The sequence below is a fragment of the Streptomyces canus genome (assembly GCF_001514145.1).
In the GTDB taxonomy this organism is placed as follows: Bacteria; Actinomycetota; Actinomycetes; order Streptomycetales; family Streptomycetaceae; genus Streptomyces; species Streptomyces canus.
The window spans coordinates 384,806-399,953 of the sequence record NZ_KQ948656.1 but is presented as its reverse complement, the minus strand read 5'-3'; the positions used below and the strand labels follow the sequence as shown (position 1 = coordinate 399,953).

14 protein-coding genes are annotated in these 15,148 nt (G+C 70.5%); 11 read left to right on the top strand and 3 right to left on the bottom strand.

From position 1 onward, the window contains the following. Positions 1-5: 5 nt before the first annotated feature. The 9 genes from AQJ46_RS01710 to AQJ46_RS01670 all read left to right on the top strand — a co-directional run bounded on the left by AQJ46_RS01710 (position 6) and on the right by AQJ46_RS01670 (position 9,533). Positions 6-1,496, top strand: coding sequence for an aldehyde dehydrogenase family protein (locus tag AQJ46_RS01710; protein WP_059203845.1), 1,491 nt, complete (start codon positions 6-8; stop codon positions 1,494-1,496). Between the two features lie 36 nt (positions 1,497-1,532). Beyond that, positions 1,533-3,107: an AMP-binding protein gene (locus AQJ46_RS01705; RefSeq protein WP_059203844.1), complete on the top strand. Its 1,575-nt coding sequence runs from the start codon at positions 1,533-1,535 to the stop codon at positions 3,105-3,107. A gap of 4 nt (positions 3,108-3,111) precedes the next feature. Beyond that, a complete protein-coding gene (locus AQJ46_RS01700) occupies positions 3,112-4,263 on the top strand; it encodes a thiolase family protein (protein ID WP_059203843.1) in 1,152 nt (383 codons plus the stop codon). Beyond that, positions 4,260-4,655, top strand: coding sequence for a Zn-ribbon domain-containing OB-fold protein (locus AQJ46_RS01695; RefSeq protein ID WP_059203842.1), 396 nt, complete (start codon positions 4,260-4,262; stop codon positions 4,653-4,655). The genes AQJ46_RS01700 and AQJ46_RS01695 overlap by 4 nt, the downstream gene beginning before the upstream one ends. Positions 4,656-4,898: 243 nt before the next feature. Beyond that, a complete protein-coding gene (locus AQJ46_RS01690; RefSeq protein WP_159063978.1) occupies positions 4,899-7,256 on the top strand; it encodes a sensor histidine kinase in 2,358 nt (785 codons plus the stop codon). An 8-nt stretch (positions 7,257-7,264) separates the two neighbouring features. Continuing rightward, positions 7,265-7,693, top strand: a complete 429-nt coding sequence (locus tag AQJ46_RS01685) for a roadblock/LC7 domain-containing protein (RefSeq protein ID WP_404828369.1) — start codon at positions 7,265-7,267, stop codon at positions 7,691-7,693. Positions 7,694-7,710: 17 nt separating this feature from the next. Further along, positions 7,711-8,079, top strand: a complete 369-nt coding sequence (locus tag AQJ46_RS01680) for a DUF742 domain-containing protein (RefSeq protein WP_392666164.1) — start codon at positions 7,711-7,713, stop codon at positions 8,077-8,079. Continuing rightward, positions 8,060-8,656: a GTP-binding protein gene (locus tag AQJ46_RS01675; RefSeq protein ID WP_059203838.1), complete on the top strand. Its 597-nt coding sequence runs from the start codon at positions 8,060-8,062 to the stop codon at positions 8,654-8,656. The genes AQJ46_RS01680 and AQJ46_RS01675 overlap by 20 nt, the downstream gene beginning before the upstream one ends. Before the next feature lie 85 nt (positions 8,657-8,741). Continuing rightward, a complete protein-coding gene (locus AQJ46_RS01670; RefSeq protein ID WP_225887206.1) occupies positions 8,742-9,533 on the top strand; it encodes a FadR/GntR family transcriptional regulator in 792 nt (263 codons plus the stop codon). A 3-nt stretch (positions 9,534-9,536) separates the two neighbouring features. Here the strand turns inward: AQJ46_RS01670 and AQJ46_RS01665 are convergent, their stop codons facing one another. Genes AQJ46_RS01665 through AQJ46_RS01655 form a run of 3 tightly spaced genes read right to left on the bottom strand, consistent with a single transcriptional unit; the run spans position 9,537 to position 12,484 of the window. Further along, a complete protein-coding gene (locus AQJ46_RS01665; RefSeq protein ID WP_059203837.1) occupies positions 9,537-10,562 on the bottom strand; it encodes a TIGR03617 family F420-dependent LLM class oxidoreductase in 1,026 nt (341 codons plus the stop codon). Then, the gene (locus tag AQJ46_RS01660) at positions 10,559-11,695 is read right to left on the bottom strand and encodes an acyl-CoA dehydrogenase family protein (RefSeq protein WP_059203836.1); all 1,137 of its coding nucleotides are present in this window, start codon (positions 11,693-11,695) and stop codon (positions 10,559-10,561) included. Before AQJ46_RS01660 ends, AQJ46_RS01665 begins: the two co-directional genes overlap by 4 nt. Positions 11,696-11,698: 3 nt before the next feature. After that, complete coding sequence (locus tag AQJ46_RS01655; protein ID WP_225887205.1) at positions 11,699-12,484, bottom strand: enoyl-CoA hydratase/isomerase family protein; 786 nt, start codon at positions 12,482-12,484, stop codon at positions 11,699-11,701. A gap of 100 nt (positions 12,485-12,584) precedes the next feature. Between AQJ46_RS01655 and AQJ46_RS01650 the strand changes: the two genes are divergently transcribed. Continuing rightward, positions 12,585-13,484 (top strand): crotonase/enoyl-CoA hydratase family protein, encoded by a 900-nt coding sequence (locus AQJ46_RS01650; protein WP_059203834.1) that lies wholly within the window; start codon positions 12,585-12,587, stop codon positions 13,482-13,484. Continuing rightward, a complete protein-coding gene (locus tag AQJ46_RS01645) occupies positions 13,481-15,082 on the top strand; it encodes a GMC family oxidoreductase (protein ID WP_059203833.1) in 1,602 nt (533 codons plus the stop codon). The genes AQJ46_RS01650 and AQJ46_RS01645 overlap by 4 nt, the downstream gene beginning before the upstream one ends. The last annotated feature ends 66 nt before the right edge of the window (positions 15,083-15,148 follow it).

Genomic DNA, 15,148 nt, shown 5'->3' with positions numbered 1-15,148 from the left:
TACCCGTGGTCACGGTCGATGTGGAGCTGCACCAGGACAGAGCGGAGCACGACCTGCCGCGGCCGCGTCTGGTCATCGGCGGCAAGGACGTCACCGACACCAGCGGCGGTCTCTACGAGCACCGCAACCCGGCCACCGGCCTCGTCCAGGCGTACATCCCGCTCGCCGGCCCCACCGAGGTGGACCAGGCCGTCGCGGCCGCACGTCAGGCCTTCGAGGTCTGGGGCACCATGCGACCCGCCGAACGCCGCCGGCTGCTCACCCGCTTCGCCGGTCTGCTGCGCGACCACATCCCCGACTTCGCGGCGATCTGCCCGCTGGAGAACGGCGTGTGCATCGGCGGCTGGGCGGAGAACGTCGGACCGCACGTCGCCGAGTGGACCGAGTACTACGCCGGCTGGGCCGACAAGATCGAGGGCATGGTCGGCGCGGCCTACAGCCCGCACGAGAACGTCGAGTACACCATTGCCGAGCCGTACGGCGTCATCGGCCACATCATCACCTGGAACTCGCCCGCGCTGTCGCTGGCGATGAAGGTCCCGCCGTCGCTCGCCGCCGGCAACACCGTGGTCATCAAGCCGGCCGAGTCCACGCCGTTCTCCGCGCTGCTCTTCGCCGACCTGGCCCGCGAGGCCGGCATCCCCGACGGCGTCATCAACGTCGTCACCGGGCTCGGCGGCGCGGGATCGGCCCTGGTCACCCACCCCGGCGTCGACAAGATCTCCTTCACCGGCGGCCCCGCCACAGCGCGCCGCATCATGGCCGACGCGGCCCTGAGCCTCAAGCCCGTCGTCTTCGAGCTGGGCGGCAAGTCCGCCAACCTGCTCTTCGCCGACACCGACCTGGACACCATCGTCCCGTACTGCGCCGCCTTCGCCATGAGCAACACCGGCCAGGGCTGCGCACTGCCCACCCGGCTCCTGGTGGAGCGCCCGATCTACGACGAGGTCATCGCGCGCGTCACCGGGGTGATCGCCCACCTGCCCGTGGGCGACCCGCTCGACCCCACGACGTACATCGGTCCCCTCATCAACGAAGCCGCCCGCGACCGCGTCCAGGGCATGGTCGACAAGGCGGTCGAGGACGGTGCCGGCCGACTCGTGTACGGCGGCGAACGCATCGCATCCGACGGCTACTTCGTCTCACCGACCGTCTTCGCGGACGTCGACAACCGCAGCGCCCTCGCCCAGCAGGAGGTCTTCGGCCCGGTCTTGGCCATCACCCCGTTCGACACCGAGGACCAGGCCGTCGCCCTGGCCAACGACAGCGAGTACGGCCTGTCCGCCTACATCCAGTCCCGTGACATCGCGCGCGTCAACCGCCTGGTGCCGCGCCTGGAGGCCGGAACGGTCTACGTCAACCCCGGGCCGAATCCGATCACTTCGCCCGCCACACCCTTCGGCGGCGTCGGGATGAGCGGGTTCGGGCGGGAAGGCGGCAAGGCCGGTCTGGACGAGTTCATCAACATCAAGGGCGTGGGCATCGGCCGCCTCTGACGGCCCCCACCTCTCCAAGCCTTTGGAGCCAACAGCATGCATTCCGCCCGCCGCCTGACGTTCGGCGACATCATCCGTGAGCACCGACGGTCCTTCCCCGAGGGAGTCGCCCTCGTCGACGGTGACGTCCGGCTGACCTGGCCTCAGTTGGACGAGCGCACCAACCGACTCGCGGGCGCCCTCACGGACGCGGGCGTCGGCTCCGGCGACCGCATCCTGTGGCTGGGCCAGAACTCCTTCCGGATCTGGGAGCTGCTCGGCGCGGCCGCGAAGATCGGCGCCATGGTCTGCCCCGGCTACTGGCGCTGGGCAGCCCCCGAGATGGCCTTCGCCGTCGAGGACTTCGACCCCAAGGTCGTCGTCTGGCAGGACGAGGAGATCGGCGACACGGTCGCCAAGGCGCGGGCCGAACTCGGCAGCGACCATCGGGCGTTGTGGCTGCGCCACGACTCCGAGGGCGCCGACTCCTACGAGTCCTTCCTGGCCTCCGGTTCGCCCGAGGACCCCGTTGCAGAGGTCGACCCGGACGCCGCCCTGCTGGTCATCTACACCGCGGCGATCTCCGGCCGGCAGTCCGGCTCGATGCTCTCGCAGCGCAACCTGCTCGCCATGGGCGCGAGCGCCGCCTGGATGGGGGACATCGGCACGGAGACGTCCTTCCTCGGCGCCGGTCCCATGTTCCACATCGGCAACTACCAGTTCTGGGGCGTCCCTGCCTTCGTTCACGGCGGCAAGAACGTGGTCGTGCGCCGCGTGGTCGCCGAGGAACTGCTCCCGCTGCTCGCGGCGGAGCAGTGCACCCACGCCTACCTGATGCCCCCGACCATCGCGCAGCTCGTCGCGCTGAACCGCGAGGCCGGCCACGACCTCTCCCACCTGCGCGCGAGCGTCGCCGCGCAGCTCTGGGAGGGCACCGTCCCCACCGATCAGAGCCGCTTCACCCGCAACGGCGGCGGAATGGGCCGCGGTTACGGGCAGACCGAGGTGACCGGCTTCGCCGTGACCGGCGCCTACGGCGGCTCGGGCACCGGCAACGCGGGACGCCCCGGCCCCTTCACCGCCGTACGCATCCTGGACGGCACCGGCCAGGAGTGCGCGGTCGGCGAGGCCGGCGAGATCTGTGTACGCGGCGACCTCGTGCACCTCGGCTACTGGAACCGGCCCGAGATCAACGAGGAACGCTTCCGCTTCGGCTGGTGGCACACCACCGACCTCGGCAGGCGCGAGGCCGACGGCACGATCAGCTTCCTCGGGACGACGACCCGCATGCTCAAGTCCGCGGCCGAGAACATCTTCCCGGCCGAGGTGGAGAACTGCATCGAGTCCCACCCCGCGGTCAAGGAGGCGGCCGTGATCGGCGTGCCCAACGAGCGCTGGGCGCAGGACGTCAAGGCCGTCGTGGTGCTCCAGCCGGGCGCCGAGCCGATCACGGCGGCGGACGTCATCGAGCACTGCCGGGCACGGATCGCCTCGTACAAGAAGCCGAAGACGGTCGAGTTCGTCGAGGCACTGCCGCGCACGAAGGACTACGCCAAGGACTACGAAGTGCTCGACGAGCGCTTCGGCGGGGGCGGCTATCCCGGCGGCGACACGCTCGGCGCGGGGCGGTGACCACGTGAACGGCCGCCAACCCGTAGTCGTCGGCGTGCACGCCACCGAGCAGGCGCTGACGCTGCCCGACCGTGACGCCATGGACCTCGCCCTCGAAGCGGTACGCGGTGCGATCGCGGACGCCGGACTGACCCCGGCCGACGTCGACGGCGCCCAGGTCGACTGGCCCGGCCCCGGCGGCGTACCCGGCGAGGGCAGCTCCTGGGCGCGGATGCTCGGCCGGGACCTGCGCTGGACCAGCGACTCGATGCTCGACAACGCCGGCTCGCGAGGCCTGCTGAAGGCGGCTGCCGCCATCAGTGCCGGATACGCGGACACCGTCGTCGTCGGCGGCTGCAAGCTGGTCTCACGCGGAGCCGGTCCCGTCGGAGCCGGGGTGCCCCTGGAGTTCGCCGATGTGTGGGGCAGTTATGTCGTCGCCCAGTTCGCGCTGGTGGCGGCACGGCACATGCACGAGTACGGCACGACCTCACGCCAGCTCGCCGAGGTCGCCGCCACCATCCGCAACAACGGCACCACCAACCCGGAGGCGATGATGTACGGCCGCGGTCCGTACACCGCCGACGACGTGCTCGCCTCCCGGATGGTGGCCACGCCCTTCCACCTGCTGGACTGCTGCATCGTCGGCGAGGGCGGCGCCGCACTGGTGGTCACCACCGCCGAACGGGCCCGCGACCTGCCGAACGTGCCCGTCGCCGTTCTCGGCGGCGGCATGGAGTACCACCAGGCCGCGTACGCCAACCCGGCGCTGTACCGGGAGGTCGGTCAGCTCGGCAGGGACGCCGCGTCCCGCGCCTACGCCATGGCCGGCGTCGGCCCGCACGACGTGGACGTCTTCTCCCTCTACGACCCCAACTCCTTCGAGATCATCCGGCAGTTGGAGGCACTCGGCCTGTGCGGTGAGGGCGAGGGCGGACCACTGGCGGCCAGCGGCGCCATCGCCGTGGGCGGCAAGCATCCCGTCAATCCCGACGGGGGCTGCCTGTCGTACGCCTGGAACGGGACGCAGCAGATGACGCTCAAAGTCGTCGAAGCCGTACGGCAGTTGCGCGGCACCGCCGTGCACCAGGTCGAGGGCGCCGAGCTGGCGGTCGTCGGGAACGCCGGGTCCGGCGCGCAGCACTACGAGATGAGCCTGCTGGGGAGAGCGCGATGAGCCGACCCGTACCCGTGCCCACCGAACTGTCCGAACCGTTCTGGGACGCGGCCCGACGCGGCGACTTGGTCATTCCCTACTGCCCCAGTTGTGACCTGCGCTTCTTCGTTCCCGAGCCCGCCTGCCCCAGGTGCATGGCACCGGACTGGCACTACGCGCCGAGCGCCGGGCAGGGGACCGTCTACTCGGTGACCGTGGTCCACCGCGCTCCCGGCCCGGGCTTCGACACGCCCTTCGCGCTCGCCGTGATCGACCTCGACGACGGCGGCACCCTGCTCTCCCACGTCGACGCCGGCGATCCGGAGGCCGTGGCCATCGGCATGCGTGTACGCGTCGACTTCCGGCTCTTCACGGACGAGATCGCGCTGCCGTATTTCGTGCCGGAGCGTTGATCGGGCCGGTTGACCCACTCTTGTGAAAATTTAGTGGGCTAAGTGTATTTAGATAGCGGTATCCATGGATAGCATCGGCGCGTCATCGTGCGGGCCCATCGGAGCGGCCTGTCACTTGGAGCATCGCTGGGGACCTCAGTGGCAGTGCACGCGCGTGCGTCGAAGAGACAAGGCCCAAAGGGCAGCGGCAGCGGAACCCGGCGACAGCCGTCACTTCGAACGGTCCTGCTCATCCTGGCCCTGGTGCCCAGTGTGACCCTCGTGGCCCTGTGGCTGGCGAGTTCCGCTCAGCTCTACACGGAATGGCAGAGGCAGAAGGACCGCAATGCGGCCTCCAACGCGGCGGCACGTCCGATCATGGCGGCCTTCTTCGACCTCCAGGAGGAACGGCGGCTCAGCGGAGCGGAGTTGGCCGACCCCGAGGGCTACCAGAAGGCGTTGCGCGCGCAGCGCAGCCGCACCGACGCCGACGTCTCGACCGTCCAGGAACTGCCCGACAGCGGCTGGAGCGCCCCGGACGACATCCGCGCCAACGTCGTCCAGGTGGGCAGGAACCTGCGGAAACTGGCCGACTACCGGGCGGGAGTGGACCAGCGGACCGCCTCGCAGCAGCAGACGTTCGACCGCTATACGAGCCTCATCTCCGGCCAGTTGAATCTGTTCACCACTCTGAGCCACGTCGGTCTGCCCAATATCGACTACCTCGCCCGGCCGGCCATCGACTCGGTCTGGGGCATGGAGATGATCTCGCGGGAGAACGCGCTGTTCACCCGCGGCTCGGTGACCGGACGGCTCTCCGCCACCGAACGCGGGCAGCTCGCCGGATGGATCGGCTCCCAGCACTTCCTCTACGACAACAAGATCGTGCCCCTCGTCCCGGACGATCAGGCCGCGCTCTACCGGAAGTTGATGGCGGGAGGCGCGTGGAAGCAGAAGACGACGGCTGAGCAGAAGGTCCTGTCCGGCTCCGGCTCCGGGGCCGACGCGGACAAGTTCTCCAAGGGACTCGGCACGACATGGAGCGACAGCGTCGGGCCGGTCGCCGCCCAGCTCCAGCAGCTCAACACCACCTACTCCGTGACCCTGACGGCGGCCACCGAGAAGGAACTGAACGCGCTGGTGCGGCGTCTGATCCTCACCAGCGTGATGGGCGCGGTGGCGGTGCTGGTGGTCGTCCTGATCAGCGCGCTGCTCACCAGGACGCTGCGCCGCCGGATCTCCGCGCTGCGCGTCGCCGCCCTGGACCTGCAGACCCGCATGCCGGCCGTGGTCGAACGCCTGCGCAGCGGTGACGTCGTCGACCTGGACGCCGAACTCCCCGCGATCCAGCACGGCGACGACGAACTGGGCCAGCTGGGCCAGGCGTTGAACCTCGCACGCCACAGCGCGCTGGACACGACGATGGCCCAGGTCTCGCAGTTCCGCGGCTTCGAGAAGCTGCTGCAGCGCATCGCCCGGCGTACCCAGCTGCTCATCGGCCTGCAGATGAAGAAGCTCAGTGAGCTGGAGCGCCGGCACGAGGATCCGGAGGTCCTTGAGGGCCTGTTCGACCTCGACCATCTGACCGCCAGGCTGCGGCGCTACGAGGAGAACCTGGTGATCCTCGGCGGCGGCCAGCCGCAGCGACGGTGGCGCAAGCCCGTCCTCCTCCTGGATGTGCTGCGCTCCGCGCAGAGCGAGGTGCAGGACTACCGGCGGATCCAGATCGACGTCGAGGACCGGGTGTGGCTGGCCGAGCGTGCGGTCGGCCTGGTGATCCACGTGCTGGCCGAACTCATGGAGAACGCGGTGGGCTTCTCGAGACCGCCGACGCCCGTGGAGGTGTACGCCGCCAGGGTGGGACGCGGTCTCGCGGTGGAGATCGAGGACCGCGGCGTGGGCATGGACCCCGAGCAGTACGACGAGGTCAACCGGCTGATGACCGAGCCGCCCCGCATGGACGTCATGTCCCGGGCGGACGACGTCAGGCTCGGCCTCTACGTGGTGGCCCGGCTGGCGCGTGCCCTCGACATCCAGGTGGAACTGCGGCCCTCCTCGTTCGGCGGCACCCGGGTCGTCGTCCTCATCCCCGACGAACTCGTCGTCGAGGCTCCCGAGCGGACCGGGCCCGCACCCGAAGCAGCCGACGCCGCCTGGCCGCCGCCCCCCGAGGCGGCCGTCGCGGACCCGCCCGGCGTGGAGCACAGGACGGCCCCGGACGCGGACACCCTGGTGACCGGCCGCGTTGGCCCACTGGAAGCCGCGGCCCCCATGAGTGATGTGTGGACCCGGCCGCCGCGTCCCCATCCGGTGTCGCAGACGGCCGGCGCACCGCGGGCGAGTGGCACCCTGCGCGTGGATGTCGCGCCGGACGTGCAACCGCTGCCCAAACGGGTGCGCCTGGCCAGTCTCGCCGACGAACTGCGGGACCCGGCCGCCGGCCTGGGAGCGCCACCGGCCGACGAGCAGACACCGGACCGTCGGTCCGCGCCCGCCCGCTCCGGCGCGACGATCGGTGCCTTCCAACGCCAGTCCCGGATGGTCCGGCGTGACGTTCCCCCGACCGACCACGAGCCCATCGACGTGCTGCCGCAGCGTAGACGGATCCCGACGGAAGACTGACCATGACAATGCGAACGACCGCCACCCATCCGGACCTCGACTGGTTGCTGGACGGCCTGGTCGAACAGGTTCCGGGCACGCACCACGCCATCGTGCTGTCAGACGACGGGCTGGTGGTGAGCCAGTCCGGCACCATCGTCCGCGGCGACGCCGAGCGCCTCGCCGCCATCGCCACCGGCCAGCAGAGTCTGGCCCGTGGGGTCGGGCAGCTGTTCGGCGGCGGTTCGGTGCACCAGGTCATCGTCGAGCTGACCGATCTGTGGCTGTTCATCTCCGCCGCGGGCCGAGGCACTCATCTGGCCGTCGTGGCGTCCCAGGAAGTGGACGCCGAGTTGATGACCGTGGCCATGCACACCCTGATGCAGCAGGTGGGCCAGCGCATGAGCACCGAGACGCGCTTCGGGGCGCCCGCCGACGAGCGCGGTGTACGTGAGTGAGCCACTGGATGGACGACCTGGAGGCAGGGGACGCTGAGGAGCTGTCGGTCAGGCCCTACACGATCACCCAGGGCCGGACGGCACCCGCGCGCGACGACCTCACTCTGATCACCCTCGTGACGACCGTCGAACCGGCACCCGGCCGGGCAGGTCTGCGAGGCCTGCAACCCGAGCACCGCTCGATCCTCCAGCAGTGCCGCACCCCAGCAGCGGTGGCCGAGATCGCCGCGGAACTGAACCTGCCCGTGGCGGTCACGAAAATCCTGATCGACGACCTGGTCGCGCTGGGCAGGGCGACAACCCGTCCACCGATCGCTGTAGCAGTAGGAAACACAATGGACATGACTCTTCTTCGGGCGGTGAGGGATGGCCTTCGCAGACTCTGACCCCGCGGGCCGGGCCTACGACGGCTCGGCACCCGCGGCGGTCAAGATCCTTGTGGCCGGTGGCTTCGGTGTGGGCAAGACGACCCTGGTCGGGGCGGTGAGCGAGGTCGCGCCGCTGCGCACCGAGGAGTACCTGACCGTCGCGAGCGTGGGCGTCGACGACGTCGTGGGCGTCGAACGGAAGGCCACCACCACGGTGGCCATGGACTTCGGCCGCATCATGGTCAACCCCCGGCTGGTGGTCTACCTCTTCGGGACGCCCGGCCAGGAGCGTTTCTGGTTCATGTGGAACGACTTGGTGCACGGCGCGCTCGGTGCGGTGGTCATCGCCGACACCCGGCGGCTGGAGTCCAGCTTCGCGTCCATCGACTTCTTCGAGAGCCGCGGCATCCCCTTCGTGATCGGCGTCAACTGCTTCCACGGCCACCAGGAACGCAGCGAGCGGGAGATCCGCGAAGCGCTCGACCTCGACCCGGAAGTCCCCTTGGTGATGGGGGACATGCGGCAGCGGGCGGTGGGCCGCGATCTGCTGCTCGCGCTGGCCGAACATCTCATTGCCGCGAACTCGGTAACCTAGTTCAATCAGTTATCTAGTAGAGTGAACCGTCTACCCGGTGCTCGGGCCATGTCCCGCACCTGTGGGTCGGACGGAGGTGGGCCCGGTGACGAGTACGACGGGGCGGCAGGGCGGTGGTGGCGGGGGCGTGAACGGTGTCAAGGTCCGCGTCCCCAAGATGGCCGAGCTGGTGGCGGCACAGCTGCGCCGCAAGATCGTGCGCGGAGAGCTGGCCGAGGGCGAGGCGCTCCCGGCCGAGTCGGCGCTCATGGCGGAGTTCGCGGTCTCCCGGCCGACGCTGCGCGAGGCGTTCCGGGTGCTGGAGTCGGAGTCGCTCATCAGCGTGCGCCGGGGCGCCCGGGGCGGGGCCCGGGTGCAGACTCCGGAGGGCACGGTCGCGGCCCGGTACGCCGGCGTGGTCCTCGAATACCGGGGCACGACCCTCAAGGACGTCTACGACGCCCGTACGGTCATCGAGGCACCGTGCGCCGGACTGCTGGCCGAGGGACGCACGGACGAGGACCTGGAGCGGCTGCGGGCCGCCGTAGCCGAGGCCGAGGCACTGATGGACAACCCGTCGGCCTTCATCCGTGCCCACATGGAGTTCCACGCCCTGGTCGTCGAACTGGCGGGCAACGAGACGCTGAGCGTCCTCAACGGCATGGTCCGGCACATCATCGACCAGGCGAACTGGTCCCACGTCGACCTGGACGCAGGCAGCCCCGAGAACGTACGGGCCAACCGCCGGGGCTTCCGCGCCCACGGCGCGCTCGTCGAACTCGTCGCCGCGCGCCAGACCGAGGCCGCCGAGGAACTGTGGCGCCTCCACCTCCAGGAGGCCGAGGACTACCTGCTGCAGAACAGGTCCATGACCACCGTCCTGGACCTGCTCGGCTGACCGTCACTCGGATGTGCGCAGCTCCTGCACGATGGGCTCCCACACCGCGGCGTCGATCTCGTACGCCGTGTAGAAGGACACCCGGTCCACCAGTGCCCCGTACCGGCGCCGGATCTCGCCCGCCACCCGCTCCGGCTCCGCCACGACCGCGAAGGTGTGCAGCACCTCGTCGTCGACGAGGCGGCTCATCGCCTCCCACTTGTCCTCGCGCCGGGACGTCGACAACGCGTGCAGCTCGTCGCCGAGTTCACCCCAGCCGTGCAGCTCCAGCACCCCCCGGTAGGCGGGTGTGCTGCCGTAGAAGGCGATCTGGGCACGGGTTCCGTCGATCGCGCGGGTCATCTCCTCCTCCGTGCGGCCGGTCGCGGTCAGCAGCAGATGGGAGACGGCGAAGTCGGCCCGCCTACGGCCGGACGTGGCGAGCCCCGCCTCCACGGTCGGCAGGGTCACCTCCCGCAGGTACCGCTCGGTGGTGAAGCCGTGCGCGAGGAGCCCGTCGGCGACCTCGCCCGCCACCTTGGTCATCGCCTGGCCGACCGCGGCCACGAACACCTTGGGCGCGCCGCCGGGAGCGGGCGGAGGAGAGAAGAAGGGCGACATCAGGGTGTGCGAGTAGAAGTCGCCGCGGAAATCGAGCTTCTCGCCCTCGTTCCAGGCGTCCCAGATCGCGTGCAGTGCGCTCACGTACTCCCGCATGCGGGCCGCGGGCCGGCTCCAGGGCATGTCGAAGCGCCGCTCGATGTGCGGCTTGATCTGGCTGCCGAGACCGAGCGAGAACCGTCCGCCGGCGTAGGTCTGCAGGTCGTGCGCGGTGTACGCGAGCTGCATGGGGGAGCGGGCGAAGGCCACCGCGATGGCCGTGCCGACCTCGAGGCGGTCGGTGTGCTCGGCCGCCAGCGCCAGCGGCAGGAAGGGGTCGTGCTTGGACTCCGACGCCCACAGGCCGTCGTAGCCGGCCTTCTCGTGGTGCCTGGCCTCCTCCACGACCTCCGTGGTGCTCCACACGTTGAGCTTGCCGTCGACCTTCATGCCGCTCCCTTGTCCTTGTCCATGCCGATTCTCCGTGCGAGCAGCTCCCGGTGATATGCCGGATCCCCGAACAGCAGCTGTGACGTCTTGGCCCGCTTCAGATACAGGTGGGCCGGGTGCTCCCAGGTGAAGCCGATGCCGCCGTGCACCTGGATGTTCTGCTCCGTCGCCTGCACGCACGCGTCGGAGCAGAACGCCTTGGCCAGACTCGCCACGCCGGGCAGCTCCGGGTCCTCGTTCTCCGACGCGAGCAGGGCGTAGTGGGCGGCGGCGCGCGCCGACTCCACCTCCAGGAGGACGTCGGCGAGCAGATGCTTGACGGCCTGGAAGGAGCCGATGGGCCGCCCGAACTGATGGCGCACCTTGGCGTACTCCACCGCCATGTCGAGCGCGCGGGTGGCCACCCCGACCTGCTCGGCGGCCAGCGCCACCGCGGCCCGGTCGAGCACCTCCGAGACAAGGTCCCAGCCGTCGCCGTGGGTACGCAGCCGGGTCGCCGGTACATCCTGGTAGTCGAGGCGGGCCTGGCGGCGGGTCGGGTCCATCGTGGGCAGCGGCGCACGGGTCAGGCCGGGCGCGTCGCCCTCCACGCAGAACACCCCGAGGCCGTCGTCGGTGCGGGCGACGGTGAGGACGACATCGGCGGTGGCACCGTCCAGGACGAACGTCTTGTGCCCGGTCAGCAGCCAACTCCCGTTGCTCTCACGGGCGGTGAGCTGTACACCGCTCGCGTCCCAGCGGGCGGAGTCCTCGGTCAGGGCGAGTGTCCCGACGAGTTCACCGGAGGCCAGGCCCGGCAACAGGCGCTTGCGGGCGTCCTCGTCAGCGCAGCGCAGCAGCGCGGTCGTCGCCAGCACGGCCGAGGACAGGAACGGCGCACACAGCAGCGCGCGGCCCATCTCCTCCATCACCACGCCCACTTCGACCGGCCCGCACCCGGCACCGCCGTACTCCTCGGGGACCGCCAGTCCCTGCAGCCCGAGCTCCGTCCCCATCCGGCGCCACAGCGCCCGGTCGAAGCCCTCGGGCGTCTCCATGAGACGCCGTGTCTCGGTCTCCGGCGAGGTGTGGGTCAGGAACGCCCGTACGGTGCGCCCCAGTTGCTCCTGCTCCTCGCTGAACGCGAAGTCCATGCCTCAGCCCTCCCCGGCGGTCCGGCGGCGGGCGCGGGACGCGATGATCTTCTCGACGACGGCGATGTGGTCCGGCGAGTGCATGGTCTCCTGCTCGGCGAGCAGGGCGGGTTCGAGCACGGTGGCGAGCGCCTGCTCCAGGTGCAGGTTCACGGCACGCTTGGTCTCACGCAGCGCCTGCGCGGGCAGCGCGGCCAGCCGTCCGGCGAGGTCCATGGCCTCGTCCAGGAGCTTGTCCTTCGGTACGGCCCGGTTGGCGATGCCCAGCCGGACCGCCTCCTCGGCGCTCACCCGGTCGCCGAGGAACAGCAGTTCCTTCGCGCGGGTCAGGCCCACGAGCAGCGGGAGGACGAGCGCACCACCGTCGCCGGCGACGAGTCCGACCTGGACGTGGGGGTCCGCGACATAGGCGTCCTCGGCCATCAGGACCAGGTCACTGAGCAACGCCAGGCTGCATCCGAGCCCCACCGCGGGCCCGTTGACCGCCGCGATCACCGGCAGCGGGCAGCGGACCATGCCGGTGATGATCCGCCGGGCCTCGTCGACGTTCCGCTCCCGGAAGGCGCGGTCGCGCTGGACCCGGGTCATGATGTCGAAGTTGCCCCCGGCGCTGAACGCCCGGCCGCGCCCGGTGAGCACGACCACCCGGGCCTCCGGGTCGTCGGCGAGCGAGTCCCACACCGAAGCGAGACCCGCGTGCAGCTCCTCGCTCGTGGCGTTGAGCTGGTCCGGCCGGTTCAGCTCGATCAGCCGGACCGGCCCGACGGCCGTCACCAAGAGGTCCGTCATCTCCACCGCCATCAGTCATCATCGAACGAGTCAGTAGAGTTGAATGCTATAACTAATTAAGCTTTCTGGAAACGGCTCGCTGGAGTGACGGAGGACGCGTATGACGGAGCAGGAGTACGACACCGTGCGGGCCGAGGTGGCGGACCGGATCCTCACCGTCACCCTCAACCGTCCCGAGAAACTCAACGCCTTCAACCCCCAGATGATGGCCGATCTGCTCGACGTCCTGGACGCGGCCGACGCCGACGACGGCATACGCGTGATCGTGGTGACCGGCGCCGGGCGCGGCTTCTGCGCGGGCGCCGACGTCAGCTCCGGCGGCTCCTCCTTCGACCACCGCAAGGCGGGCGCCTGGCACCGGGACACCGGCGGCCGGGTCGCCCTGCGGATCTTCTCCAGCACCAAGCCGGTGATCGCGGCGATCAACGGCCCGGCCGCGGGCGTCGGGGCCAGCATGACCCTGCCCATGGACATCCGCCTGGCGTCGACCTCGGCGAAGTTCGGCTTCGTCTTCGCCCGCCGCGGCATCGTGCCGGAATCGGCGGCGAGCTGGTTCCTGCCCCGGGCCGTCGGCATGCAGCGGGCCATGGAATGGGTGGCCACCGGCCGGGTCTTCGGCCCCGACGAAGCTCTCGCGGCCGGTCTGGTCCGCTCCGTGCACCCGCCGGAGGAGCTGTTGCCGGCGGCGTACGCACTCGCCCGGGAGATCGCCGACAACACCTCCGCGATCTCCGTCGCCCTCTCCCGCCAGATGATGTGGCGGATGCTGGGCGAATCCCACCCCATGGCCGCCCACCGGCTCGACTCCCGGATCATGAGCCAGATCGGCGGCGGCCCGGACCCCGTGGAGGGCGTCCAGTCGTTCCTCGCCAAACGGCCGCCCGCGTTCCCGGGCCGGGTCAGCAAGGACATGCCACCCGTCTACCCCTGGTGGCAGGAGGACGAGTTCCGCCCCTTCGACGTCGACGAGCAGGCACCGGCACCGGAGACCCAGGGATGACCACCTTCGACTACATAGTGGTGGGCGCGGGGTCCGCGGGCTGCGTGCTCGCGAACCGTCTCTCCGAGGACCCGAAGACGTCCGTCCTGCTGATCGAGGCCGGCGGCCGGGACGCCACACCCCTGATCAGGATGCCCAAGGGATTCGGCAAGCTGCTGGGTGATCCCCGGTTCGCCTGGCACTACCCGGTCGAGCCGGTGGGCCCCAGTCGCCGCGTCGAGCACTGGGTCCGCGGCCGGACGCTCGGCGGATCCAGCTCGGTCAACGGCATGGTCTACAACCGCGGTGACCGCGCCGACTACGACGAGCTGGAGCGGCTCGGCAACCCCGGCTGGGGCTGGGACACCATGCTGCCGGTCTTCCGGCGGATCGAGGACAACGCGCTCGGCTCCTCCCGGGCCCGGGGCGCGGGCGGCCCGCTCCACGTCTCCACCGCACCGCGGGCGGAGCCGCTCTGCGAGGAGGCGATCGCCGCCGGCACCGGACTCGGCTGGCGCCGCACCGACGACCTGAACGCGAGCGACGACGAACGCATCGGCTACGCCATGGCCACCATCAAGAACGGCCGGCGCTTCAGCGCCGCCCGCGCCTTCCTGCACCCCGTCGCGGACCGGCCGAACCTGACCATCTCGGTGGACACCGTCGTGACACGCGTCCTCGCCGAGCACGGCAGAGCCGTCGGCGTGCACACCCGCAGCAAGGGCCTGGAGACCGACGTCCGGGCCCGGCGCGAGGTGATCCTCTCCGCCGGCAGCATCGCCACGCCCAAGATCCTCCAGCTGTCCGGCATCGGCCCGGCCGAGACGCTGAAATCGGCGGGCGTCGACGTCCTGGTCGACAGCCCGCACGTGGGCGGACGGATGCGCGAGCACCGGTGTTTCGTCGTCCAGTACCGGCTGAAGGACGACCTCGGCTACAACAAGGCGCTGAGCACCCCGTTGCGGCAGGCCCTGTCGGGGGCGAGATATCTGGCGACCCGCCGTGGACCGCTGGCCGCGCCCGCCTTCGACGTCATCGCCTTCTTCAAGACCCGCCCCGAACTCGCCCGACCGGACGCCCAGCTGCTGATCGCGCCGGTGTCCCTGCTGCCCGACGTCCCCGGCAAGGAGACCGGCGTGGAACGCGAGCCCGGGGTGATGGGCCTCGGCTACATCCTGCGCCCCACCGCCGAGGGCGGCCTGCACATCACGTCGGCCGACCCCGACGCCCCTCTCACGATCACCCCGAACTACTACGGCTCCGACCACGACCGCACGGTGGGATCCGCCCTCTTCCGGCGCATGCGGGAACTCTTCGAGACCGAACCGATCGCCGGCCGGATCACGGCCGAGACGCTGCCCGGCCCCGGCGTCCGCGACGACCAGGACATCATCGACGCCGGTCTCGACCAGGGACGCTGCGGCTACCACGCCATCGGCACCTGCGCCATGGGCCCGGACGAGGACGACGTCGTCGACGCCCGGCTGCGGGTACGCGGCATCGAGGGACTGCGGGTCGTCGACTGCTCGGTCATGCCGACCATGGTGTCCGGCAATCTGAACGCACCGATCATGGCCATGGCCTGGCGGGCGGCCGACCTCATCCTGGGTGCCGTCTGATCCCGTATCGGGAGATCTGGCCGAAACATTGTCGTAGTTTGTTTGACCTGTTAGCGTCCGGTCGGC

Coding starts and splice junctions, on each gene's coding strand:
- AQJ46_RS01705 (WP_059203844.1), top strand. CDS start 1,533: ATGCATTCCGCCCGCCGCCTGACGTTCGGCGACATCATCCGTGAGCAC.
- AQJ46_RS01695 (WP_059203842.1), top strand. CDS start 4,260: ATGAGCCGACCCGTACCCGTGCCCACCGAACTGTCCGAACCGTTCTGG.
- AQJ46_RS01685 (WP_404828369.1), top strand. CDS start 7,265: ATGCGAACGACCGCCACCCATCCGGACCTCGACTGGTTGCTGGACGGC.
- AQJ46_RS01675 (WP_059203838.1), top strand. CDS start 8,060: ATGGCCTTCGCAGACTCTGACCCCGCGGGCCGGGCCTACGACGGCTCG.
- AQJ46_RS01665 (WP_059203837.1), bottom strand. CDS start 10,562: ATGAAGGTCGACGGCAAGCTCAACGTGTGGAGCACCACGGAGGTCGTG.
- AQJ46_RS01660 (WP_059203836.1), bottom strand. CDS start 11,695: ATGGACTTCGCGTTCAGCGAGGAGCAGGAGCAACTGGGGCGCACCGTA.
- AQJ46_RS01655 (WP_225887205.1), bottom strand. CDS start 12,484: ATGACGGACCTCTTGGTGACGGCCGTCGGGCCGGTCCGGCTGATCGAG.
- AQJ46_RS01650 (WP_059203834.1), top strand. CDS start 12,585: ATGACGGAGCAGGAGTACGACACCGTGCGGGCCGAGGTGGCGGACCGG.
- AQJ46_RS01645 (WP_059203833.1), top strand. CDS start 13,481: ATGACCACCTTCGACTACATAGTGGTGGGCGCGGGGTCCGCGGGCTGC.